Genomic DNA, 24,090 nt, shown 5'->3' on the forward strand with positions numbered 1-24,090 from the left:
TCCTCATGTTGGTTTTGACTGCATGCAAAATTTGCATTAGATATAGAGCCTAAACCTTCCATTCAGGGGAAGGTCAAGAGGTGAATATGAACATCAGCGATGTGGCAAAAAAAACCGGGCTCACCAGCAAAGCGATTCGCTTTTACGAAGAGAAAGGCGTGGTGACGCCGCCAGCGCGCAGTGACAATGGTTATCGCCATTACGCTGCGCATCATATTGATGAGCTCAACCTGCTGCGTCAGGCGCGACAGGTCGGATTTACGCTGGAAGAGTGCCGTGAAATGGTGGCGCTTTTTAACAATCCCGCACGTCACAGCGCCGATGTAAAAGCGCGTACCTTGCAGAAAGCCGCCGAGATTGCCGCACATATTGAAGAGTTACATGCCATGCGCGCGCGGTTGCTGGCGCTAGCAGAAGCCTGTCCGGGCGATGACGGTGCGGAGTGTCCGATTATCAATCATCTGGCGGGGTGCTGCCATCAGGCCGAGGGAAAGCGCGGCTGAATGATTAGCGTAATACCGACGACGCCGGTCACAATCACCGGCGTACCGGCAGGCAGATCGCTCTCCGCCTGCACGCGCCAGCTGCTGTCACCAATGCGCACGTGGCCCAGGCCATTTTTTAGGGTGTTATCCAGCGTGAGCTGCATCCCCATTAATTGGCTGCCGCGCTGATTGAGCGTATTGGGCTGCTGTGACGATTCACGATAGCGCATCCAGCGGTACCAGAAAAAAACGCTCAGCAGCGTCATCACCGCAAACATAATTCCCTGGCTGGTCCATGAGATGGGAACAATCCATTCAATCAGCGCCACGGCCACTGCCGCTAAGCCGCTCCACAGCAAGTAACCGCTGGTGCCCAGCATTTCGGCGGCAAGCAGCAGGCCGCCCAGAGTGAGCCAGAACCAGTGGGGGTGCGCAATCAGCTCCATGAGGATCATGGTCTGCGCTCCTGACGGCTCTCCTTCAGCAGTTCACTGATCCCGCCTATCGCGCCAAGCAAGCTACTGGCATCAAGCGGCATCATCACCACTTTGCTATTGTTAGCCTCCCCGATTTTTTGCAGGGCATCGGTGTATTTCTGCGCCACAAAATAGTTCACCGCCTGAATGTCCCCGGCGGCTATTGCTTCAGACACCATGCGCGTAGCATTGGCTTCGGCTTCGGCCTGGCGTTCACGCGCTTCGGCTTGCAGGAAGGCCGAGGTACGTTCACCTTCTGCTTTAAGGATCTGCGACTGTTTGTCACCTTCGGCGCGCAGAATCGCGGCCTGACGTACACCTTCCGCGCCCAGTATGTCGGCGCGTTTAGTTCGTTCCGCTTTCATCTGCGCGTTCATTGCCGCAATCAGCTCCTGCGGCGGACGCACATCACGGATTTCGATACGGGTGATTTTTACACCCCAGGGATTGGTGGCTTCATCGACGATATGCAGCAAGCGGGTGTTGATGTTATCGCGCTGTGACAGCATCTCATCCAGCTCCATGCTGCCGAGCACGGTGCGGATATTTGTCATCGTCAGATTAAGTATCGACAGTTCAAGATTGCTGACTTCATAGGCGGCGCGTGCCGGATCGACAACCTGGATAAAGCACACGGCATCAATCGTGACGTTGGCATTGTCTTTAGAGATGATTTCCTGCGAGGGGATATCCAGTACTTGTTCCATCATATTGATTTTGCGACCAATACGATCCATGAACGGGATGAGAAGATTTAAGCCAGGTGCCAGCGTTTTGGTGTAACGGCCAAAGCGTTCTACCGTCCACTGATAACCCTGTGGAACAATTTTTACTCCGGCCCACACGGTGACGAGTGCGAGCACAATAATGACGGGAATCACCGTTAACATATAACCTCCTGGCTGTCAGATTGTCGGGCCGAGTCGCTTCGGCCCGTTTAACGCGCGGTACCGATCAGTACAGCAGCGAGTAAAGCTGGCGGCGATAGCGGGTGGCGAGCGTATCGCCGGTGCCCAGTGCCGCTAAAATTTCCTGAAACATTTTACGCACCTGGCCGTCGCCGGCGCTGAGATCGCTCTTCAGGAAGCTAAACAGCAGTTCTAATGCTTCTTCGTTGCGGCCAACCTGATGCAACTGTAAGGAGAGTTTAGCAGCCAGCTCAGCATTCGCGGGATCGCTCGCCAGCTGCTCCTGCAACAGCTGAATTTCAGGCGTATCGGCGGCTTGCTTCAGCAGGTCAATTTGTGAAACCAGGCTCTGATAACGCGTATCCTGATCCTGCAGCGGCACCTTATCCAACACCGTTTCCGCTTCATCGCTGCGGTTCAGGGTAATCAGGACTTCGGCCAGCAGGAAGCCAATTTCACTGTTTTGATTGCTCAGCTGCCAGGCATCTTTCAGCAGCGGCAGCGCATCCAGCGGTTTGCCTTCATGCATAAATTGCATGGCTTGCTGCGCTTTTACTTCTTCTTCACGCGGCAAGACCTTTTGCAGCAGAGCGCGAATCGCTTCCTCCGGCTGCGGGCCCTGGAAGCCGTCAACCGGCTGACCGTTCTGGAACAGGTAGACGGTAGGAATGGAACGCAGGCCAAACTGCGACGCCACCATCTGCTCTTTATCGCAATCCAGCTTCGCCAAAATAAACTGTCCGGCATACTCCTGCGCCAGACGTTCCAGCACCGGCGTCAACTCCTGACAGTGCTGACTGCGCTCGGACCAGAAATAGAACAGCACCGGCAGCTGCATCGACTGCTCTAACGTCTGTTGCAGGTTGGATTCGTTGATGTCGATAATCAAAGCGTGTGACATGAGTACGTCTCTTGGCAGAAAGTGTGTTGAGGATATGGGGGCAAGCTGCCCATGTTCAAGTTCGATTCTGCGTTGCAGCTTAGTTGCTGCGCAAAATGCGATCCAGTATCCAACCTGGCAACAGCCGTTTCAGCAGGCTCATTGCCCAGGCCACCAGCGTCACCGGATAACGCAGGCGAGGATGTTTGCTCTCTAATGCGTGACGCAGTTTCGGCAAAATCGCTTCTGGTGGCAGAGTAAAGCGCGCGGCGATGCCGGGATTACGCACCGGTTTGTCTTGCTCGCCCTGATGCACGTTGTCGGTAAAGCGGGTGCTGATCGGGCCCGGCTCAATCAGGCTGACGCGCACGCCGGCATCGCGCACTTCGAGGCGTAGCGCATCGCTCCAGGCTTCCAGCGCCCATTTGCTGGCGGCATAGGCACCGCGTCCCGGCGTGGAGATCAACCCCAGCACCGAGCTGGTATTGACGATGCGTCCGTTGCCGCTGGCTTGCAGTGCAGGCAGCAGTCGCATGGTCAGTTGATGGGTGCCAAACAGGTTGGTGGAAAACTGCTTTTCCAACTGCTGACGTGATACGCTGCTGAGCGGTCCATACTGGCCAAAACCGCCGTTGTTAAACAGCGCATGCAGGCGATGATCGGTCAGTTCCAGCACGCGATCGGCCGCAGCATCGACGCTGGCGGCATCATCCAGATCCAGCTGCACGCCAATAAATCCCAGCGCTTCCATGCGTGCCACATCTTCAGCGCGACGACAGGCGGCAATCACGCGATAGCCACGCGCCAGTAAATCATTCGCGGCAACCAGGCCAATGCCGCTGGAGCAGCCGGTGATGAGAATTGTTCTTTGCATTTTTTTACCCGTTAAAATCACGCGTCTGGATTAATCATGCTTTACTAACGGAGCCAGTTCGGTCGCCATCAGATTGGCGATAAACGGCTGAGCATCCGGATTGGGGTGAATGCCGTCCTGCTGCATCCACTCCGGCTTCAGGTAGACCTGCTCCATAAAGAAGGGCACCAGAGGAATGTTGTACTGCTGTGCCAGGCGCGGATAAATCGCGCTGAACGCCTCCGTATAGCGACGTCCATAATTGGCCGGTAGACGAATCTGCATCAGCAGCGGCTGCGCGTTAGCGGCTTTCACTTCGTCGATCACTTTGGTCAGATCGGCAGCGATGTTCTGCGGAGGGAAACCGCGCAGGCCATCGTTACCGCCCAATTCGATTAACACCCAGCGCGGTTGATGCTGTTTTAATAGGTCAGGCAAACGTGCCAGCCCAAGGCCTACGGTATCTCCGCTGATGCTGGCGTTCACCACATTGGGCTGCTGTTGCCACGTTTTATTCAGCAGGCTGGGCCAGGCCGCCGTGGCCGACATGCGATACCCGGCGCTCAGGCTATCGCCCAACACCAGCAAGGTATCGGCGGCAGCGATACGCGACACCAGCAGAAGCAATAACAACAGGAAGGGATAATGCCAGCGGAAAACATTGTTGCAGTTCATCATCTTACTAAGTCCGTCGGTCAGGGAGAGCATCAGCTGACCATCCTTACCGGAGTTGAGCTGGTTGTCAAACCAGCCGAGACCATCGCCTTAATTGGCGAATCTGGCTCGGGTAAATCCACGCTGCTGGGTATTCTGGCGGGCCTGGACGATGGCAGCAGCGGCGAGGTGCACCTGCTGGGCCAGCCGCTACACAACATGAACGAAGAGCAGCGAGCGGCGCTGCGCGCGCGTGAAGTCGGCTTTGTCTTTCAATCCTTTATGCTGGTGCCGACGCTCAACGCGCTGGAAAATGTTCAGCTGCCGGCGCTGCTGCGTGGCGATAGCGATCGTGAAAGCCGCACCCAGGCCGTGGAGCTTTTGAGCGTGCTGGGGCTGAAAGATCGTCTGCACCATCTGCCCGCACAACTTTCTGGCGGCGAGCAGCAACGTGTGGCGCTGGCGCGCGCCTTTAGCGGTCGTCCCGGTCTGCTGTTTGCCGATGAACCCACCGGCAACCTCGATCGCAAAACCGGCGATCGTATCGCCGATCTGCTGTTCTCCCTCAACCGCGATTTTGCGACCACGCTAATCCTGGTGACGCACGATGAACAACTGGCGGCGCGCTGCGACCGCCGCTTACGGCTGCGTGACGGCAAATTGTGGGAGGAAGCATGATTTGGCGCTGGTTCTGGCGTGAGTGGCGATCGCCGTCGCTGCTGATAGTCTGGCTGGCGCTCACGCTGGCGGTGGCCTGCGTGCTGGCGCTGGGATCGATCAGCGATCGCATGGAAAAAGGGTTGAGCCAGCAGAGCCGTGACTTTATGGCGGGCGATCGCACCTTGCGCAGCAGCGCACCCGCGCCGCAAGCATGGCTGAGTAAAGCGCGTGACGAAGGTTTGTCTGTCAGCCGCCAGCTGAGCTTTATGACCATGACCTTCGCGCAAGAAACGCCGCAGCTGGCGGACGTTAAAGCCGTTGACGATGCCTATCCGATGTTTGGCACGTTGCAAACTGATCCACCGGGGCTGCGCCCCCAAGCGGGAACGGTGCTGGCCGCGCCGCGTTTGCTGGCGTTATTGAATTTGAAAGTGGGTGACAGCGTAGACGTCGGCGACACCACCTTGCGCATTGCCGGTGAAGTGATCCAGGAGCCGGATGGCGGCTTCAATCCGTTTCAGACTGCGCCGCGTTTGCTGATGAATCTGGCAGACGTAGAGAAAACAGGGGCCATTCAGCCGGGCAGCCGCCTGAGCTGGCGCTATAAGTTCTCGGGTGAACCGGCACCGCTGGCACGCTATGATCGATGGATCGAACCACAGCTAAACGCCGATCAGCGCTGGGTAAGCGTCGAGAATTCGGAAGATGCGCTAGGGCGATCGATGCAGCGTGCGCAGCAATTTTTACTGCTCTCTGCGCTGCTAACGTTAATGCTGGCGATTGCTGCGGTGGCGGTGGCGATGAGCCATTATTGCCGCAGCCGCTACGATTTGGTGGCGGTGCTGAAAACGCTGGGCGCGACGCGTAAAGCGCTGCAGCGATTAATCATCGGACAATGGCTGGCAGTGCTGTTGCTGGCCGCCATAGTGGGCAGCGCGCTGGGGCAAGGCATTGAAGTCATCCTGCTGTTAATGCTGAAACCGGTGCTGCCCGCCGCGCTGCCGGCCGCCAGTTTCTGGCCGTGGCTGTGGGCAATTGGCGCGATGTTCGTTATCTCGCTGTTGGTCGGTTCGCGTCCTTATCGTCTGCTGATGGCTACTCAGCCCCTGCGCGTATTGCGTCGCGATGCGGTGGCAAATGTGTGGCCGCTGCGCTTTTATCTGCCCGCCATGGCGCTGATCGTCATGGGGCTGCTGGCGCTACTCATGGGCGGGAGCAAAATGCTATGGGCGCTGCTGGCGGGCGTGGTGATGCTGGCGCTATTGCTGGCGTTGCTCGGCTGGGGCACGCTGCTGCTGCTGCGAAAGCTGGTGGTGCGCAATCTGGCGCTGCGCCTGGCGATAAACCGTCTGCTGCGGCAACCGGCAATGACGCTCAGCCAGCTGGCGGCGTTTTCGCTGTCGTTTATGCTGCTGGCGCTGCTGCTGGTGATGCGCGGCGATCTGCTCGATCGCTGGCAACAGCAGCTCCCCGCAGATAGCCCGAACTATTTCCTGCTGAATATCACCCAAGAGCAGGTGCCGCAGGTTCGCGATTTTCTGAATGGGCATCACATTAAGCCTGAAACGTTCTATCCGATTGTTCGCGCGCGCCTGACCGAGTTGAACGGCCAAGAGGCGGATCCGAAGCTGGATAACGCGCTCAATCGCGAGCTCAATCTGACGTGGCAAGCCGATCGTCCAGATCACAATCCGCTGATTTCCGGCAGCTGGCCGCCAAAAGCCGGTGAAGTCTCAATGGAAGTCGAGCTGGCGGATCGTCTTGGCGTGAAGCTCGGCGATACCTTGACCTTCAGTGGCGATACTCAGCAGTTCAGCGCCAAAATTACCAGCTTGCGTAAGGTTGATTGGGAAAGTCTGCGCCCGAATTTCTTCTTCATCTTCCCGCCGGGCGCGCTCGATCAACAGCCGCTAACATGGCTGACCAGCTTCCGCATGGATAACAATCCGGCGCTGCTGGCCCAGCTTAATCGGGCGTTTCCTACGCTGAGCCTGCTGGATATTGGCAGCATGCTGCGCCAAATAGGCCAGGTGCTGACGCAGGTGAGTCAGGCGCTGGAAGTGATGGTGGTGCTGGTGACGGTATGCGGCGTACTGCTGCTGCTGGCGCAGATTCAGGTGGGCATGCGTCAGCGCCGCCAGGAGCTGGTGGTGTATCGCACGCTGGGTGCCAGCAAACGACTGCTGCGCGGGACGCTGTGGTGCGAGTTTGCGCTGCTTGGCGTGGTGTCGGGCATTGCGGCGGCGTTGGGGGCGGAAGCGGCGCTGTGGGGATTGCAGCGCAAGATCTTTGATTTCCCCTGGCAGCCAGACTGGACGCTATGGATCGTGTTGCCGATCGGTGGTGCGCTGCTGTTATCGCTGTGCGGTGGTTGGCTGGGCGTAAGGTTGCTGCAAGGGAAGGCGCTGTTCAGGCGGTTTGAGGCGACTTAATGCACAGGGTCAGCTTGAATGCCGACCCTGAAAAATGCTACCGAAGCAGGTAGGGTCGCCATTCATGGCGTAATGCTCGTCAGTTAAGATATGAAGAACCTTAGTCACCGAGAGCACACATTGTAGCGGCGCAATTCATTGCGCGATAAATCGCGCCGCTACGGAAGGTGCGGTGATTTGCTACGGCGCTTAACTGATCGGCAATACGCCATTCATGGCGACCTGGTGACTTAGAGCTTCTCCACTGCCCAGGCAATCCCGCTGGCATACTCTTCCGGCAGCAGCGGCACCAGTGCCTTCAGCGCTAAGGCTAAACGCGGGCGATCGCTATCGGTCAGATTCAGATGTCCCACCTTACGACCGGCGCGCACTTCTTTATCGTACCAATGCAAATGCACCAGCGGCTGTTGCAGCCACGCTAGATTCACATCGGTACCAATCAGATTCACCATCACCGACGGCGCAAACACCACCGGCTGCGGCAGCGGCAAACCGAGCACTGCACGCAGGTGCAGCTCGAACTGGCTGATTGACGCGCCGTTCTGCGTCCAGTGGCCGCTGTTGTGCACGCGCGGAGCGAGCTCATTAATCAGTAATCCTGCTGGCGTAATGAAGCACTCCATCGCCATCACACCGACGTAATTCAGCTCATGCATAATGGCGCTGAGCATCGTTTCCGCCTGCTGTTGCTGTGCGGCATCGGCCTGCGGGAAGGCCACGCTGGTGCGCAGAATGCCGTCCTGATGCAGGTTATGCGTCAGCGGATAAAACACCGTGCTGCCATCGTGTCCACGCGCGCCCACCAGCGACACTTCGCCGCTGAAGTTAATGCCTCGCTCAACGATGCATTCACCGTAGCACTCATCCGGCAGCGCGTCGGTTTCATTGGCGCGCAAGCGCCACTGGCCGCGACCGTCATAGCCGCCGGTGCGACGCTTGACAATCGCCAGTTCGCCAAGGGTATTGAACACCTTAGGCCACTCGGCTTTATCGGCCAGCAGCTGCCACGGCGCGGTGGCCAGGTTTAATTGATCCAGCAGCTGTTTTTGCGTCAGGCGATCGGCCAGACGCGGGAAAATATCGCGATTCACAAATGCAGGATGGCTAGCCAGTTCGCGGGTTAACGCGGTTTCCGGCCAGCGCTCGATTTCGGCAGTAATTACACTTTCAGCGATCGGCAGCGCAGACGGTTCTGCATCCAAACCCACCGGATACACCGCGATGCCGAGCGGTTCACCCGCCTGGCGCAGCATGCGGCCTAACTGACCGTTGCCTAATACACAAACCGGCTTCATGCATCCTCCCGCGGATCCGGGTTATTCAGCACTTCATCGGTCTGCGTTTGACGCCAGTTGGCGATGCGCGCGGCCAGCGCGCTGTCGTGAATCGCCAGAATCTGCGCCGCCAGCAGTGCAGCGTTGGCGGCACCGGCTTTACCGATCGCCAGCGTACCTACTGGAATACCGCGCGGCATCTGCACGATGGAGTAGAGGCTATCAACGCCGCTCAGCGCGGCACTTTGCACCGGCACGCCCAGCACCGGCACCAGCGTTTTGGCGGCCAGCATGCCCGGCAGATGGGCAGCACCGCCAGCGCCGGCGATGATCACCTGAAAACCGTTCTCGGCGGCGGTTTCCGCGAAGCTGAACAGTTTGTCGGGCGTACGGTGAGCTGAGACCACTTCAACGTGGAAGGGCACATCCAGGCTGTTAAGAATTTCCTCGGCGAACTGCATGGTAGCCCAGTCACTTTTAGAACCCATGACGATGGCGATACGGGCCGGGGTGGCGTTGGATGACATGCGGTCAACTCCTGTGAATATGCAAACGAACCTGGCCGGGCGGGCAGGTGAAGAAGGGCACAGAGAATAGCATGAGATGGCAGCAAGGAAAACGGTTGCGTAGGCGGAAAACGGGCATTTACGCCCGGATGTTAGAAGGGGAATTCGATTAGGCTTACGCCGCTGGCATCAAGCTGAATCATCGAGCCATTTTCATGCCAGGCACCGAGCACCGCGCGCTGGGCGTTTTCACCATGCAGCGGGAAGTGATGAATCGCCGGGCGATGCGTGTGGCCGTGAATCAGTATCCGCAGCTTGTGGCGCGTCATCGTTTCCTCAACGGCCTGCTGATTGACGTCCATAATGCTGACCGACTTGTGCTGATTAGCCTGCTTGCTGCCATTACGCATGCGCGCAGCAATCCGCATGCGCATGCGCAAAGGCAGCGCAAGGAACAGGCGCTGCAGCCAGCGCTGATGCACTTTGGCACGAAAACGCTGATAGCCTTCGTCATCAGTGCACAAGGTATCGCCGTGCATGATCAACACGCGCTGGCCATACAGCTCCAGCACCTGTTCTTCTGGCAGCAGCGTCATGCCACAGGCACGCGCAAAGCGCTGGCCGAGCAGGAAGTCGCGATTACCGTGAATAAAGAATGTTGGCACCGGTAGCGCTGTGAGCGCTGCCGCAATTTGCTGATGCAGCGGATTCGGATCGTCGTCGCCGATCCAGGCTTCAAATAGATCGCCAAGAATGTAAAGCGCATCGCACGAACGCGCTTCACCCTGCAAAAAATGCAGAAAACCGGCAGTAATTGCCGGTTCTTCATTGCACAGATGCAGATCTGCGATAAACAGCGTGCGCGACATTACTCGCTAACGGTCACTTTCTGGATGACAACATCGTCAACCGGAACGTCCTGATGCATGCCGCTACGGCCAGTTTTCACCGCTTTGATTTTCTCAACCACGTCCATGCCTTCAACCACTTCAGCAAACACGCAGTAACCCCAGCCCTGCAGGCTTTCGTCACGGAAGTTCAGGAAGTCGTTGTCTGCTACGTTGATGAAGAACTGGGCAGTGGCTGAGTGTGGAGCCTGAGTACGCGCCATCGCCAGCGTGCCTTTGGTATTCTTCAGGCCGTTATTCGCTTCGTTGCGAATGTCTGCTTTGGTATCTTTCTGCTTCATGCCAGGCTCAAAACCGCCGCCCTGAATCATGAAGCCGTTGATTACGCGATGGAAGATAGTGTTATCGTAAAAACCTTCCGCGCAGTATTCCAGGAAGTTCTTTACGGTAGCCGGCGCTTTGTCATCGAAGGTTTTGATTACGATATCGCCATGGTTCGTCTGGAAAGTGACCATTATATTCTTCCTGTAAAGGTTGTCGTCAGTATCAGCTGCCGCGCCAGCGAGGCGGCGGGGCATTTTTGTAGACGCTCCTTATATCACAATTTCCAATAACGCGTCAGTAACCCAACGGCAGTTGGCAAGCGAGCGATGCACAACTGAGAAAAATACGGCACAATAACCGGCTTGATGCCGTGCAGTTGGGCAACGTAGTTTCGGTCGCCATGAATGGCGACCCTACAAAATCGCACCAGTACGCTGTAGGGGCGCCATTCATGGCGACCGCGAGGCACTTAACTGACTTTTTAACGTTCGAATCCCGCACACGTAAAACAAACGGAACCGTTCAATGCTAAAGATTTATAACACCCTGAGTCGACAGAAAGAGGAATTCAAACCCATCCATGCCGGTGAAATCGGTATGTACGTGTGTGGTATTACGGTTTACGACCTCTGTCATATCGGCCATGGGCGTACCTTTGTGGCATTCGACGTGGTGGCGCGTTATCTGCGTTACGTGGGCTATCAGCTGAAGTATGTGCGTAACATCACCGATATTGATGACAAAATCATCAAGCGCGCCAATCAAAACGGCGAAAGCATTGAAACGCTGACCAATCGCATGATCGCCGAAATGCATAAAGATTTCGCTGCACTTGGCATTCTGCCGCCGGATCTGGAACCGCGCGCCACGCGCCATATCGATGAGATTATCGAGCTGGTCGGCACGCTGATTGAACGTAATCACGCCTACGTCGCCGACAACGGCGACGTGATGTTCGACGTGCTGAGCGACAAAGCTTACGGCGTGCTGTCACGTCAGGATCTGGAACAGCTGCAGGCCGGTGCGCGCGTCGAAGTGGCGGACGTGAAGCGCAATCCGATGGACTTCGTGCTGTGGAAAATGTCCAAAGCCGACGAACCAGCATGGAATTCGCCGTGGGGCAACGGTCGTCCAGGCTGGCACATAGAATGTTCGGCGATGAACTGCAAACAGCTCGGCACCCATTTCGACATTCACGGCGGCGGCTCGGATCTGATGTTCCCGCACCATGAAAACGAAGTGGCGCAATCCACCTGTGCGCACGATGGCCCTTACGTGAATTACTGGATGCACTCCGGCATGGTGATGGTTGATCGCGAGAAGATGTCGAAATCGCTGGATAACTTCTTCACCGTGCGCGATGTGTTGCAGCATTACGATGCCGAAACCGTGCGCTACTTCCTGATGTCGGGCCACTATCGCAGCCAGCTCAACTACGGCGAAGATAACCTCAATCAGGCGCGTGCGGCGCTTGAGCGTTTGTACACCGCGCTGCGTCACACCGACGCCAACGCTACGGCGGCGGGTGGCGAAGCGTTCGAAGCGCGTTTCCGCACCGCGATGGATGACGACTTCAACACCCCGGAAGCCTATTCGGTGTTGTTCGATATGGCGCGTGAAGTGAATCGCCTGAAAACTGAAGACAAAGCGGCGGCCGATGCGCTGGCGGCGAAACTCCGCCAGATCGCCGATGTGCTCGGCATTCTGCAGCAGGATCCGGAGCTGTTCCTGCAAAGCGGTGCGCAGGTTAATGACGACGAAGTGGCGGAAATCGAGCATTGGGTGAAAGCCCGTTCCGACGCGCGTGCAGCCAAAGATTGGGCGCAGGCGGATGTGGCGCGCGATAAGCTCAACGAGTTGGGCGTGATCGTTGAGGATGGGCCACAAGGTTCCAGCTGGCGACGCAAATAACCGGAGAGGGCGAGAAATCGCCCTTTTTTATTATGGCGATTGAACAGATTCAGATTCACGGCTTCCGCTCGGTACGCAACTTAACGTTGACGCTGAAACAGCTCAACGTGGTAAGCGGCCCCAACGGCTGCGGCAAATCCAACCTGTATAAAGCGGTGCGGCTATTGCACGAAGCGGCCAGCGGGCGCTTAGCGTTGGCGCTGGCGGAAGAGGGCGGCATCCAGAAAGCGATGTGGGCGGGCGGATTGCGGCGCGGCGATCGTCGCCACGATCCGAAACGTCTTTCATTGGCAGTGGTAATGGACGACATGGATTACCAGCTCGATGTCGGGTTCCCTGAGCCATTGGCCACCAGCATGTTCAACCTCGATCCGCTGGTGAAAGAGGAACGCTTGTGGATGAGCGGCCAGCGGCGACGTCTCTCTTCCTGCATTCTACAACGCAGCAATCAAACGGCTTTTCTGCATAACGTTGATGGCGAGCGCGTGAGTTATCCGGCGGTGCTGCATCCGGAAGAGTCGCTATTTGGACAACTGGGCGAACCGCATCTTTATCCCGAGCTTTCGCAGGTGCGCGAACGGCTGCGCCAGTGGCGCTTTTATCATGAGTTTGCCGTGTGGCCCGGTTCGCCGATTCGTGCGCCACAGATTGGCGTGCGCGCGCCGGTGCTGAGCCACGATGGCAGCAATCTGGCGGCGGCGTGGGCCACCATCGTCGAGCGTGGCCATCACGAGTTGTTGTTTCAGGTGATGGAAGAGGCTTTTCCGGATACGGAATTTCACGTGGATGTGCAGAACGGGCGTTTTCAGATGCTGATGTCGCGACGCGGGATTTTGCGTCCGCTGGAGAGCGCCGAGTTCTCTGATGGCACGCTGCGATTTCTTTGCTTAGTGGTGGCGCTGCTCAGCCCGCGCCCGCCCGCGTTTATGGCGCTGAATGAACCGGAAAACAGCCTGCATGAAGATCTGCTGCCAGCGCTGGCGCGCCTGATCGCTGAAGCCAGCCAGTTTAGCCAGCTGTGGATCACCAGCCATTCACCGAAACTGGCAACGCTGATTGCTGAACATACCGCGGTGAATCATATCGAGCTGGAGCAAATCGAAGGGGAAACGCGTGTTGTGGGTGACGAACGGCTTTTGTAGGGTCGCCATTCATGGCGACCGTATCAATTACTGCACTTAACGTGATGACGCCATTCATGGCGACCATCACTTAATTACGCGACAACCGTAATCTTAAAACCCGCAAACTCAACCTTCTGGCCTTCCACAATCTTGCAGCGCTTACGCGTTTCCACTGCGCCATCTACGCGCACTTCGCCTTCTGCAATCACCGCTTTCGCCTGCGCGCCGCTCTGTACCCAACCTTCGAGTTTCAGCAGGTCACACAAATCAACGTGGGCATGTTTACCGAGAGAAAAACTGGCCATTATGCCTCCTCAATGTCGTGAAATTCTTCGCACGCCGTCAGCGTGTTTTGGATCAATGTAGCGACCGTCATCGGACCGACGCCGCCTGGAACGGGCGTGATGTACGAGGCGCGCTCAGCCGCCGCATCGAACTCCACATCACCAACCACTTTACCGCTTTCGAGGCGGTTGATACCGACATCAATCACCACCGCGCCCGGTTTGATCCAGTCGCCCGGAATAAAGCCCGGCTTGCCAACCGCTACGACCAGCAGATCGGCGTGCTCAACGTGATGACGCAAATCTTTGGTGAAACGGTGCGTGACGGTGGTGGTGCAACCGGCGAGCAGCAGCTCCATGCTCATCGGACGGCCAACGATATTCGATGCGCCAACCACTACGGCGTTCAGGCCGTAAGTATCAATATTGTAGCGCTCCAGCAAGGTGACGATGCCGCGCGGCGTACACGGACGCAGCTTCGGTGCACGCTGGCACAGACGACCGACGTTATACGGATGGAAACCATCCACGTCTTTATCCGGCACGATGCGCTCCAACACTTTGACGTTATCGATGCCCGCTGGCAGCGGCAGCTGCACCAGAATGCCATCGATATCGTTGTCGTTATTCAGCGTATCAATCAGCTCCAGCAGCTCTGCTTCGCTGGTGGTGGCCGGCAGATCGTAGGAGCGGGAGATGAAGCCCACTTCATCACAAGCGCGACGTTTGCTGGCGACATAGATCTGCGAAGCCGGGTTTTCACCCACCAGCACCACTGCCAAACCGGGCGCACGTTTTCCGGCCGCCAGACGCTGCTGTACTTTTTCGGCAACCTCAAGGCGCACCTGCTGCGCAATCGTTTTACCGTCAATAATTTTTGCTGCCATCAGAGAGGAAATCCATCTGTAGAGAGTTAAATCGGGGATGGCGCCTATTCTGTCAGAAGCGCGTGCGGCTGTCAGGTAGAGATTCGCCCTCTACGGTGCTTTCCCGACTTTTCGCCGTGGCGCCAACCCGCGTTAGCGCTTATCATGCCCGGCAGTGAATGAGATGGATGACGTGATGATTTGGTTAATTCTCGCCACGCTGGCGGTGGTGTTCGTGGTAGGTTTTCAGCTGCTGACGGCCAGCTCGCGCCATGCGGTACAGGCGCTCAATAAACGGTTGCAGCTGCCGCCGGTGCATATCGAATCGATGCTATCGCTGATGGGCAAAGAGGCGGCAAAAGAGTTCACCGATTACATCGCCGGCGATAACGACACGCATCTGCACAACGGCGCGGCGGTGCTGCTGATTTGGCAGGTGCTGATTGTCGATGGCAGCGACGAAAATATGCAGCGCTGGCATGGCATTTTGAGCCGCGCGGGGTTTTCAGCGTTGATATCGAGGCAGCAGTTGTTGTTGGCGTTGGGGTTCTTGCGCCAGCTGGAGCCGGACAGCCAGGAGCTGCATGCGCTGCGCGACCAGTATAATGCGCGCTTCACCCAGCAAGGGATTGAGATGGAAGGCGAAACAGAAGCAGGCGGCAATCTGGTGTCGTTAAGCGACTGGCGCAAGCGGCATTAAGGGGTTTTGGTTAATCTGGCAGCACTTCGTTGCTGTGGAAGGGCAAAAACGTTGACGCGCGAGCCGCTGGACGTATAATCCGACCCAATCACTATGCGCCCTTAGCTCAGTTGGATAGAGCACCGGCCTTCTAAGCCGTAGGTCACAGGTTCGAATCCTGTAGGGCGTGCCATATTTTCTTCCATTCAGTTCTTTTAAATTCTACTTTTCCTATAAAATTCAGCAGATAACACTCATTTATACTCCATAGCGGTCCATAGTGATCTATTGCGTACTACACATGGTTAGGAGCACGTTAAGGGGCACTGTCAGGTTCAACGAAATGGATTGCGACAACGCTGTCATTCTGGTAAATCGCGTTGTTGCAGCCCTGATTTAAGCAGGTAACGCGGTGTTCGAGCGTCGCGACATAGCGGGTTTCATCGGCTGATGTGCCGCACTGACGAAACTGCGTAATGACGCCGGGAAGAATGCGCGGTTTGACTGACGCGTAAGGCTTGCCGTCGGGATACATCAGAAACAGGGCGGAATAGTTAATGATGTGGTGGGCGGGGAGATCCTTCACCGCACTGGTGAACGCTATGTGGTAGCGGGGAATGTCGCTGATGGCTTCGCTGCCGCTGAACCTGAGCACAGAAATATCTACGCCGGGCAGCTGAGATTCCAGTCGGGTTAATCTGAGCTGATAACGGTTATGGAACGGTAATTTACTGCCGGCAATAATGTATTCCTGAATGCCCATCGTTTAATTCCCTTTGAACGTTAATCCCGACTTACCCGGCGATTATCTTTGCGGCGCAAAATCGACATTAAGCCAGCGGCTTCAATCCCGTGACATTCCTTTAGTCGTTAAAGCCTTTATTGCACCAGGCCAGCTGCGCCCGGAAGCAGTAATAATGAATGTTACACCTGCAACTTATTGATTTGATGAGTATATTAATTCTTTGTTAACACTGTGTTTACTGGAGTGTTCATAACTTTACCGCACGACTTTTTCCCGATGTTGCAGAACGTAGCATAATTCCAGGAGGGATTTAAATAGGGGTTTATCACATAAAATCGTAATTAAAACCTTTGCAAGGCTAGCTGGTGTTTTTATTAAGATAGTTTACGAAAATGTTTGGCAGGATATTTCCGAGAGAAAGTTCTTAGTGATTAAGTGGTGTTCGCTTATATTGATTATTCTTACTGGCCGTCAATCCGCTGATTTTCATTTGGTTTAAGTAATCTACTCCTGATTTGTAGGAGTTATCCTTCGAATGCGAATTTGGGAAAATGGTAGAATCACAGCAAGGAGAGAGTAGTTCTGTCATTCGAGTGTTCAGTGTTGATGCTAAAATATGAATCTATGTTTAGTAGGCCATAGTCCTTAAGTTTAAAAAGTATGACCTTAAAACATCAATATGAACCATATATATTTATATCGTCAATTTTTCGCGTAAAGGTTCCTGTATGATCAATATTTCTACTCTCAATATCGCTAAAACCATTCGATTGATAGCCCAGGCAGGGGTAAATGGCAAACCAGTTATCTTTCTCCATTATTTTAATCCAATTGGCGTCAAGATGGAGTTTTTTATTCGTTAAGTCCTTCTCCAGGTTCTCTTTGGTTTCGTTTAAATTTTTAATTAGCCTGTCATAATAATGTGCGTTGACCATATAACAGTTACTACAATACGAAAATTTAGTCCGGGTAAATCCCGTGGTTATTGTGTTAAGAATGTAATGATTACCTGAAAGCATCGCCACATCCCAGGAGGCTTGCTGTGTCAGATGATTAATAAACGTTAACCAGCGCTCGGGGTCTTCTGGGGCATTATTGAAAACCATATCATCTTCGATAATTAAAATGTTTCTCCAGCCATTATTTTTTGCTTCATTTAGCACGGCTATGTGAGAGAGTACACAACCATATTGTCCAACTTCATGTGAAATGGCTGCAAAACGATGATATTTTTCTTCTGGAATGCCAATGAGTTTAAAATTATCCCGTAATTGTGCATCACGATCCTTGCGAACATCTAAGTTAATATAAACTATCCTGTCCACAAAGCTCCAGTCCCATGACTGAATATCATTGTTATTCATCTGATTTCTCTTCTTAAAGGCATATGAATATATTGTTATGCTTTTCAAATTTATTCAAAATCTGTACGTATTTATAAAACTGTAGTCGATTATCCATTCCTAGCTTTTTTATAGCATTACGCCGATAGGTATAAGAACTGTTGGTTGAGCAACGCATAATGTGCGAAATATTTCGAATATCATGCCCATGCCCACTGAGCAACACCAGCCTCTTTTCTGGTTCAGATAATTGTGCGTTTTTCCGTATTTTGAAATGTCGATAAAAATCGCTCTTTTCCACTCCGTCATGTGGAAGTGTTGCAGCAGTAAAAATACGTACGATGAAGCTGTGAATATCTTCAATAAATAATCCGGAAACGTTAAATGTAATGTGAATGGCGGACGGCTGTCCGCTCTTTTTTCCGGGTTGAGTAATAGTCTTGTCTTTGCTGAATATATTTATTATTACTGCATTGTCGGTGAAGATGATGTTCGCCGTTTCGTTAAAGTTCTTCACATCGGCGTCAAGGATTTTATAATCATTCAACGATTTACTCTGCTTGACGTAGTCAAGCATGCTAATCATCCCCTGGCGATAGAAGACATTTTGCGACTCAACGGCGACGGTTAACATTCTTATTATCCTTATTGTTTTAAAAAGACTGCAACTCCGGCGTCTCTTTTTCGTTATGTCAGACGGCAGGTGAATAGCTATTGATGATTTGAACGTAGTGCTTACGCTGATATTCAGTAAATTCTTCGTTAGCCTGAAGGGTAAATACCAGTACATCACGTTCAATCGGGTTATAACGCGAGTGCTTGGGAAGTTTGACTACCGATTGAACCTGTCGCACAATTTCACCGTCATCCAGATAGCGATTAGCAACCTGGATAACGTCAAGTTTTGCCGGACCGATTTGATGTCTCAACATTTTTCCTTCAGTTTGAAAACCAGGCAGGCGGAAACGTAAATTTTCCATCTCTTTTTCTACCCACTCTTCCTGAGTTTGTTCTTCTGCTAAACCCGCGCGAGTAATGATGACGCGGTATTCTTTATCATCTGGATCACGAAACATCAGCAACTGAATAGAACGATCCATAACCGGAGGTGCCGTCATAAAGACTCCCTCAGCAATATGATACATAGTATTTTTATTATCCATTGAGAATGGTCTCCTTTGTATTTTCTATAGGTATCAGCAACATTTCGACGCGCCGATTTATTTGTCGCCCTTCCGCTGTCACATTGCTGGTCATTGGTTCGGTTGCACCAACACCTCGCACTTGAATCAGCGAAGGATCGATATTTTTTTTGATGAGCCAGTGGCGAACAGCATCCGCTCGCTCCAGAGATAAAGAGGCATTTAGTGCGTCGCCTCCGGTACTATCTGAATGGCCAATAATCAGAATCCGGTAGCCTGGCGCTTGCGTTATTTTGTGTGCCATCTCTTCCAGCGGAGGCGTGGCTTTTGCTGAGATGTCAGATTTACCCGGGTCAAATAAAGGGATAACTCCTGCAGACGTCACCACTTTTACCGCCTGCAAATTTGCCATCTTTTTATTCAACGTTCGGCTAATGGCTTCGCATGGGCTGAGTCCCCAATTTTGTAGGGACACTTCAGCGGAACAGCGCTGCGATTGCTCATCAAGCTGCTGTAGTTGAGCAATTTTTTGATTCAACCTTGCAACTGATAACTCACGTTGTTCTTCGAGTCGCGCCATCTCATGCTGGTAGGTTTTTTGCTGCTGCAAAGATTGCCAGCCAGCAACTCCTATCTGGGTTAATAGCAGCAAAGTAATTAAGCAAATACTCCAGAGTAAAGCCGGCTGCTTACCGTAAATAGGAATAACGGGAACCACTGCGGGCTTGGGTATATGAAGTTGTTTGATAGCGGGCAACGGCGGTATCGGCATTCTGTTACCCAGCGCGGGAAGAATGGCGTAACGTTCCTCCAGCCATATCGACCATGCGCCATGCCGTGTAAAGCCATGACCATAATCACACAATAGCAAAGCGCTCAGCTTAAGCGTGGAATGGGTAAATATCTTGGTCAGCGCGGCACTAATTTCTTGTTCTTCTAGCCAGCAGAGTAAATCATAGCCCAGCGCAGCACGTTGAATATCACTTGCGGAATCATCCTGACTTTTAAGATGATTTTTTAGCCGATTGATTTCGTCCGGCATATTTTGCGCCTGAAGACGATTGAAATCGAGTCTTCCACTCCAGCTCGCGTTAGATGAGGAGTGTTTGCGGAGTTCAGTGCTGAGATATGCATAAATCCCTATTGTGCAGGGGATTTTAATATCAGATATGACCCCGGAAAAATCTCTCAGCCAGTTGAGAAGGTGGTGATTCAATAATGCTGACGTTTCATGTCCATCTGGCAGAAATGGAAAAAAAGCGGCAACCGGCGTATTTGGAGAATGCTGCTTAATATAGTCAAGGCGACAGGCTAATTCATCGGGATTTTTGATTAATAGCCAGGTCGACTTTTCACAGTAGCGAGTACTGTCTGTGTAATTGCTTTCGGTAAACCATTTCTCTGCATAAGGTCCCAAAATCAGGACAACAGGGGAGAGCTGCTCGGGTTCCGGTTGTGGTTCTTTGGGCGGTTGAGGTAATTCACGCGTTTCCCAGCGCAATTGCTTGACGATGAGAAGTACAGCGAGCACGGCAAATCCGAACATAAGCAGTTCGCCGGTGAGCTTGTCTTGTTGCAGCCAGGAAAGCGCTGAAGTAATAAGCAATGCGACTGCAACCAGCATCATATTTAATTTTTGATAGCTCATGTTACAGTCCTCCACTCTGAAACATTCGGCATCCGTACCAGAATATCCCCAGTAAAAATCCTGCGATGGCGAACTGGCACATTAATGACATCCAGCGAATAGTTGGACCCTGGGCTTCAACCTGAATGGCAAGTGGTTCACTTTCGTCATCTGCCGTTTCAATGACATCAGATTCAGTCACAGTGACTTTTTTCTCAATACGCTCCTTACCGGGTAAAGATAAGGGTGATAATGCGAACATTATCAGCGTGGTGTTTTTTATTTCCTGGTGTACGGAGTTGAACAGCAAGTCGCTGTGCGCAGGGTTAAACAGTTCGTCATGCTGGTAACCAAAAAAATGGTGGCCTAGCTGATAGTTCGCCCAGCTGATTCCATGTGTGGAGAAGCTACTCATGGCGAGACTATCGACCACGCGGCAAAGTAGCCGCTGGATGGCGATAATCTCTTCGTGTGGATAGGCTTCATCAGATAGGTGCTGGCAATAAAGTATAATTTGCTGCTGCAACTGCTGCTGAAAATCCAGAAGAGAGGGGACGACACCTTTCATTGCGAGCAGCGTGCAGCTGGAGATGAGTCCTTGAAGTGCTGAATGTCCGCTCACCACGCGCGCTCCTTGATGTCACCCCAACCTTCACCATCTATATACGGACAAAGACGTACGCAGTGAGGAGCCACCGGGCGTTGGGTGTCAAAATACACGCGAAGATCAAATTTTTCGCCATTATCATTACTCTTAAGTTTTAAGAGTTCTTCAGGCGAAAGCTGCTGATTTATAAGCGGGGTGTTGTCAGCTTGATACACGCTGAGCTGCCACCAAAGCACATCCTTACGAAGGATATCGACATCCGCATGCGTCAACTGCCACATGCGCAGATGGGGGCTAACCAGTTGTTGTTGCCAAAGTTCATGCTCTTCCGGTAAGTGATCAAACCAGGTTAGTTTTTCTTTGGCTTTAATTAATGGATGAATCCGTTGCTGGCGAAAATCGACCCCAATGCGGTACTGATACTCTTGCAGGGTGCGATGCGTACCTAAACACCAGTGCCCGAGATCCACTTGCTTATCACTGATCCCCAGCAGGCTGAGAATGCGTTGATAAGAGATATTATCGCGCTCCCACCACACCTGATCCACCTGACCACTTTTCTTCGCTTCGTTGGTATGATCGCTCCAGAATTTCGGTGATTTTGCGCGGCCGTAGTAGTGCCAGAGCAGAACTTTATGGGGAGTATACAGATCGTAACCGTGGGTAAAGGCCCTAGCGGCTAACGAAATTTCTTCACCGATAAAGAAAAGCTGAGGATCGTACGGGACGTTTTCAATGAAATGACCGTCGCTAAAAAGATAACCTGCGGCCAGATAACCACTTCTCCGTGGCTGCTCTTCGACCATGTCTACTGAATTGAGAGACACAACGCCTTTATCATTAAACTGACTAAATATCAGGCGACTCACCTTATTACTACGCTGTTCTTTTTTTTGTTCAGGGGTATAAGGTGGCGGATAATGCGTGAGTATTGGCCGAGGACTTTGCGATCGTAAGCTTTCCAGCATAGCGATCATTTCACTGTCCCAGTGAGCAGTGAAACGGCTGTGTGAATCGATCTGCAGATGATAGCTCTCACCGTTGTAAAGCGTATTACTCATATGTCTCGCCCAGCAGGCACCCTGACTTTTTAAGTAATCCACGGCTAAGAGTTGAATCTGAGCATTGCCTTTAATTAATCGGTAAAGCGTGTGCCCATGATGTTCACCCACGAGCTGGGGGATAAAACCGCTGTCAATAAATGGGTGAAGTTTACCATTGTCCTGCCAGCAAATAGCGATGTGTAGTCGTTCAGCGTGCTGCGCTCGAGCAAGTATGTCGAGCAGCGTTGGCACTAATTCAGCATCCCGGTAGCTGGCGATGCCGATGAAAATTGTTTTATTGTTATTCATGGTAACTGTATCAATTCCTTTGATAAAATCAGTTCACAACTAATAGAATCTCCGCCTTGGCGGTAAAATTCCCTTCCTCTGGTAATACATTGCCATTTTTCATTAAGGTGGCTTTCCAGCTGTAATTCACTGGCACTTCATCGGCAACCTGGGCGCGATCCTCTTTTGCACTGTCATCTGCAGGCATGTTGCGATTGTTACTGTCGGTAATCTGAATTTTTAAACGGTCATTATTACCAGCACTATCCGTTACCGGGATGGTGCCATCGGCATTCGGGGAGGCCGTGATTAATGATGCGGATGCACTGTAGCTACCGTAATCCGTGGCACACCTCAGGCTGAAATCTAGATTTTTTTCTACGCCGCTTATTAGGTCTCGCTCTCCCAGCTGGCCAAAGTTCACCGTTTTTGGGCCATCAATAGTGCAGTTGGGGATACTGATAACTCTGATTTCGCCTATTTCAAGAAGTTGGCCGTAATTAGCCGGCGTGTCACTGGTTACCCAGTGCCTGAGGATAACCCCCGGTGGTAACACTACATCACCATTAGGATCGGTTAACTTTAAGCGCCGAGAGGTTTTGACAAACTCAAGCTCAAAATGCGAATTGGCAGGGTAGTCAAAACGATTCTTCTCCATATAGGAGACTGAAGGGAATTGCCCAGTTGCAGCGCCATTACTCCAGAGAGGATGAACGCTAATGCCCTCAACGCTGGTGGTAAAATATTTGGCTTTCGCCGTTGGAGCCAGCGGTGGCAATGTCGTTTTGCCATAAGCCTCACCAAATTCACAGTCTTTAAAACTGAGTATGACGTTTTGATTATTAGATATACTGGTATTCAGCGGTGTATCGCTTATGGGGGCTCCCGCATCAACATAAAAGGTATATCCCGGGATGGTCAGCGTGGTGCGGTTTGCCCCACCAAACTGCGGGTCTGTATCCACAGTACACACAGCAAGGGCTGACTGGCTAAGAAATGCACCCGTGACGAACAAAAAGCTATTGCGTAATCTCATACTCAGGACTCCTGTCCATTACTCAGTCTGGCGATGAGATCCTGCGGCAGAATCTGCATCAATTCGGCAAAACGTTTACCTACCATTTGTTCCGTCAATGTCAGCAAATCACCCACTGGACTGCTAGGTTCGTAGCGCACAAACCACTGCTGAATTTCGCGTAAGCGCATCAGCGCATCCGTACGATCCTGAATATTGCGAACGGGCAACATGGTTAATGTTTCTATCGTGGGCGTCGTCACCACCCTTGCTGCTATCTGCTCTGACTCTGGCAAGCTCACATCTAAAGGCTGGACTGCAGGTGTTTCGATAGTCACTTCTGGCAGCTCTGCCTGATCTACAACGGGCGCCGGGGGGGCTCCAGCAAAGCCAAAAAGAGCGAGCACTTTAAATAAGCCGCTAAAATCAGGCGCATCATCAGACAGCATCTCTATCAGCAGCAGCCGCAATTGATTGAGATGTTGCTCCGCATGCCTTAAGGAGAAGATGACGTCTGCTTGCTGCTCCTGCCATCCCAATCGGGCCAGTGAAAGCGCATTCTCATCAAGAGATTGTTCAGCTTGTGGGTTTAGTGTGGCCCGCTCAACGTCGCGCACGTTCAGTTGCAAGCCCGACACTTTTGGCAGAGGCTGCATTCTTAAATCTGCGAGAATGCCATTCGATGACTCTAATTCTGCCAGCACGTTGGCGCGCATGAGGGGCTCAAAAGATCCCTCATCATATAGCTGTGGATGCACCTGCTCTGGCCACTGTTTAAGTAGCCAGAGTAGGGCGCACAAGCCTTCATCCAGGGCTGGAATGCCAATTTTTCGGAAACGGCAGCGGATTAATACCAGAACCAGTCTTAGATCCAGGCTACGCGTGAGTAGCGTTTTGACCTCGCGCTCGATTTCACCCCAGTTAATGGGATCAACCGTTTCAACGAAGTCGCCATACTCCGCACCCATTCTCGGCTGCATGCGGGTCTCCAGCAGGAGAAACGCCGCGTCATCTTCCAGATTTTCTCCGCATGGCAACGTGTCTGTGACGGGCATCAACAGGGGTTGATACCATTCAGGGCACATCGGTGTCATAAGGTCACTCACAATCATTCCT

At 53.0% G+C, this 24,090-nt stretch carries 26 protein-coding genes and 1 tRNA gene; 7 read left to right on the plus strand and 20 right to left on the minus strand.

Annotated features, from left to right (window positions below; genetic code table 11):
• Positions 1–86 precede the first annotated feature (86 nt).
• A complete protein-coding gene (gene cueR / locus AC07WB_RS04995; protein WP_097094662.1) occupies positions 87–503 on the plus strand; it encodes a Cu(I)-responsive transcriptional regulator in 417 nt (138 codons plus the stop codon).
• On the opposite strand, the gene AC07WB_RS05000 is transcribed toward cueR, so the two are convergent.
• The 5 genes from AC07WB_RS05000 to tesA form a co-directional block, all read right to left on the minus strand.
• Positions 479–940 (minus strand): NfeD family protein, encoded by a 462-nt coding sequence (locus AC07WB_RS05000; RefSeq protein WP_370659783.1) that lies wholly within the window; start codon positions 938–940, stop codon positions 479–481. The two genes, cueR and AC07WB_RS05000, sit on opposite strands and share 25 nt — an antisense overlap.
• On the minus strand, positions 937–1,851 hold the full coding sequence (locus AC07WB_RS05005; RefSeq protein WP_097094661.1) for an SPFH domain-containing protein: 915 nt from the start codon (positions 1,849–1,851) through the stop codon (positions 937–939). The genes AC07WB_RS05000 and AC07WB_RS05005 overlap by 4 nt, the downstream gene beginning before the upstream one ends.
• A 64-nt stretch (positions 1,852–1,915) precedes the next feature.
• Positions 1,916–2,770 (minus strand): co-chaperone YbbN, encoded by an 855-nt coding sequence (locus tag AC07WB_RS05010; protein WP_097094660.1) that lies wholly within the window; start codon positions 2,768–2,770, stop codon positions 1,916–1,918.
• Positions 2,771–2,849: 79 nt separating this feature from the next.
• Complete coding sequence (locus AC07WB_RS05015) at positions 2,850–3,623, minus strand: SDR family oxidoreductase (protein WP_097097581.1); 774 nt, start codon at positions 3,621–3,623, stop codon at positions 2,850–2,852.
• A 30-nt stretch (positions 3,624–3,653) separates the two neighbouring features.
• Positions 3,654–4,280, minus strand: coding sequence for a multifunctional acyl-CoA thioesterase I/protease I/lysophospholipase L1 (gene tesA / locus AC07WB_RS05020; RefSeq protein ID WP_494940125.1), 627 nt, complete (start codon positions 4,278–4,280; stop codon positions 3,654–3,656).
• Here tesA and ybbA point away from each other — a divergent pair.
• Both ybbA and ybbP read left to right on the plus strand, forming a co-directional pair.
• A complete protein-coding gene (ybbA, locus tag AC07WB_RS05025) occupies positions 4,248–4,934 on the plus strand; it encodes a putative ABC transporter ATP-binding protein YbbA (RefSeq protein ID WP_097094658.1) in 687 nt (228 codons plus the stop codon). The two genes, tesA and ybbA, sit on opposite strands and share 33 nt — an antisense overlap.
• A complete protein-coding gene (ybbP, locus tag AC07WB_RS05030; RefSeq protein ID WP_494940126.1) occupies positions 4,931–7,348 on the plus strand; it encodes a putative ABC transporter permease subunit YbbP in 2,418 nt (805 codons plus the stop codon). Before ybbA ends, ybbP begins: the two co-directional genes overlap by 4 nt.
• Positions 7,349–7,578: 230 nt before the next feature.
• On the opposite strand, the gene purK is transcribed toward ybbP, so the two are convergent.
• The 4 genes from purK to ppiB all read right to left on the minus strand — a co-directional run bounded on the left by purK (position 7,579) and on the right by ppiB (position 10,491).
• Entirely contained in the window at positions 7,579–8,643 is a 1,065-nt protein-coding gene (gene purK, locus AC07WB_RS05035; protein WP_494940127.1) for a 5-(carboxyamino)imidazole ribonucleotide synthase, read from the minus strand.
• Positions 8,640–9,149 carry a 5-(carboxyamino)imidazole ribonucleotide mutase gene (gene purE / locus AC07WB_RS05040; protein ID WP_494940128.1) on the minus strand — a complete coding sequence of 170 codons (510 nt, stop codon included), beginning with the start codon at positions 9,147–9,149 and terminating at the stop codon, positions 8,640–8,642. Before purE ends, purK begins: the two co-directional genes overlap by 4 nt.
• Before the next feature lie 131 nt (positions 9,150–9,280).
• The gene (locus AC07WB_RS05045; RefSeq protein WP_494940129.1) at positions 9,281–9,997 is read right to left on the minus strand and encodes a UDP-2,3-diacylglucosamine diphosphatase; all 717 of its coding nucleotides are present in this window, start codon (positions 9,995–9,997) and stop codon (positions 9,281–9,283) included.
• Positions 9,997–10,491 (minus strand): peptidylprolyl isomerase B, encoded by a 495-nt coding sequence (gene ppiB / locus AC07WB_RS05050; RefSeq protein WP_097094653.1) that lies wholly within the window; start codon positions 10,489–10,491, stop codon positions 9,997–9,999. Before ppiB ends, AC07WB_RS05045 begins: the two co-directional genes overlap by 1 nt.
• A 334-nt stretch (positions 10,492–10,825) precedes the next feature.
• Here ppiB and cysS point away from each other — a divergent pair, with 334 nt between their 5' ends.
• Positions 10,826–12,211 (plus strand): cysteine--tRNA ligase, encoded by a 1,386-nt coding sequence (gene cysS, locus AC07WB_RS05055; RefSeq protein ID WP_097094652.1) that lies wholly within the window; start codon positions 10,826–10,828, stop codon positions 12,209–12,211.
• A gap of 32 nt (positions 12,212–12,243) precedes the next feature.
• Entirely contained in the window at positions 12,244–13,353 is a 1,110-nt protein-coding gene (locus tag AC07WB_RS05060) for an AAA family ATPase (protein ID WP_494940130.1), read from the plus strand.
• A gap of 74 nt (positions 13,354–13,427) precedes the next feature.
• Here AC07WB_RS05060 and ybcJ read toward each other — a convergent pair whose 3' ends face one another.
• Together ybcJ and folD are read right to left on the minus strand one after the other, a co-directional pair.
• The gene (gene ybcJ / locus AC07WB_RS05065) at positions 13,428–13,640 is read right to left on the minus strand and encodes a ribosome-associated protein YbcJ (RefSeq protein WP_007890771.1); all 213 of its coding nucleotides are present in this window, start codon (positions 13,638–13,640) and stop codon (positions 13,428–13,430) included.
• Entirely contained in the window at positions 13,640–14,506 is an 867-nt protein-coding gene (gene folD / locus AC07WB_RS05070; RefSeq protein ID WP_494940131.1) for a bifunctional methylenetetrahydrofolate dehydrogenase/methenyltetrahydrofolate cyclohydrolase FolD, read from the minus strand. Before folD ends, ybcJ begins: the two co-directional genes overlap by 1 nt.
• Before the next feature lie 175 nt (positions 14,507–14,681).
• On the opposite strand from folD, the gene AC07WB_RS05075 reads away from it, so the two are divergent.
• Together AC07WB_RS05075 and AC07WB_RS05080 are read left to right on the plus strand one after the other, a co-directional pair.
• Complete coding sequence (locus AC07WB_RS05075) at positions 14,682–15,185, plus strand: DUF1198 family protein (protein WP_345827123.1); 504 nt, start codon at positions 14,682–14,684, stop codon at positions 15,183–15,185.
• A gap of 95 nt (positions 15,186–15,280) precedes the next feature.
• Positions 15,281–15,357 (plus strand) — tRNA-Arg (locus tag AC07WB_RS05080).
• Positions 15,358–15,480: 123 nt separating this feature from the next.
• On the opposite strand, the gene AC07WB_RS05085 is transcribed toward AC07WB_RS05080, so the two are convergent.
• The 9 genes from AC07WB_RS05085 to AC07WB_RS05125 all read right to left on the minus strand — a co-directional run bounded on the left by AC07WB_RS05085 (position 15,481) and on the right by AC07WB_RS05125 (position 24,080).
• Complete coding sequence (locus AC07WB_RS05085; RefSeq protein WP_494940132.1) at positions 15,481–15,927, minus strand: contractile injection system protein, VgrG/Pvc8 family; 447 nt, start codon at positions 15,925–15,927, stop codon at positions 15,481–15,483.
• A gap of 656 nt (positions 15,928–16,583) precedes the next feature.
• Complete coding sequence (locus AC07WB_RS05090; protein WP_494940133.1) at positions 16,584–17,273, minus strand: glycosyltransferase family 25 protein; 690 nt, start codon at positions 17,271–17,273, stop codon at positions 16,584–16,586.
• A gap of 13 nt (positions 17,274–17,286) precedes the next feature.
• Positions 17,287–17,886 (minus strand): hypothetical protein, encoded by a 600-nt coding sequence (locus AC07WB_RS05095; protein WP_345827121.1) that lies wholly within the window; start codon positions 17,884–17,886, stop codon positions 17,287–17,289.
• 58 nt (positions 17,887–17,944) lie between these two features.
• The gene (locus tag AC07WB_RS05100; protein WP_097094647.1) at positions 17,945–18,415 is read right to left on the minus strand and encodes a DcrB-related protein; all 471 of its coding nucleotides are present in this window, start codon (positions 18,413–18,415) and stop codon (positions 17,945–17,947) included.
• Positions 18,408–20,042 (minus strand): OmpA family protein, encoded by a 1,635-nt coding sequence (locus AC07WB_RS05105; RefSeq protein ID WP_494940134.1) that lies wholly within the window; start codon positions 20,040–20,042, stop codon positions 18,408–18,410. The genes AC07WB_RS05100 and AC07WB_RS05105 overlap by 8 nt, the downstream gene beginning before the upstream one ends.
• 1 nt (position 20,043) lies before the next feature.
• Complete coding sequence (locus AC07WB_RS05110) at positions 20,044–20,643, minus strand: DotU family type IV/VI secretion system protein (protein ID WP_345827119.1); 600 nt, start codon at positions 20,641–20,643, stop codon at positions 20,044–20,046.
• A complete protein-coding gene (locus tag AC07WB_RS05115; RefSeq protein ID WP_345827118.1) occupies positions 20,640–21,980 on the minus strand; it encodes a GlcNAc-transferase family protein in 1,341 nt (446 codons plus the stop codon). Before AC07WB_RS05115 ends, AC07WB_RS05110 begins: the two co-directional genes overlap by 4 nt.
• Positions 21,981–22,008: 28 nt before the next feature.
• Positions 22,009–22,995 carry a fimbrial protein gene (locus AC07WB_RS05120; RefSeq protein WP_494940135.1) on the minus strand — a complete coding sequence of 329 codons (987 nt, stop codon included), beginning with the start codon at positions 22,993–22,995 and terminating at the stop codon, positions 22,009–22,011.
• Between the two features lie 2 nt (positions 22,996–22,997).
• Positions 22,998–24,080, minus strand: a complete 1,083-nt coding sequence (locus AC07WB_RS05125) for a type VI secretion system protein TssA (RefSeq protein ID WP_176519124.1) — start codon at positions 24,078–24,080, stop codon at positions 22,998–23,000.
• Between the last annotated feature and the right edge of the window lie 10 nt (positions 24,081–24,090).

This window comes from Pantoea sp. GW821-FHT03E06 (assembly GCF_059420725.1).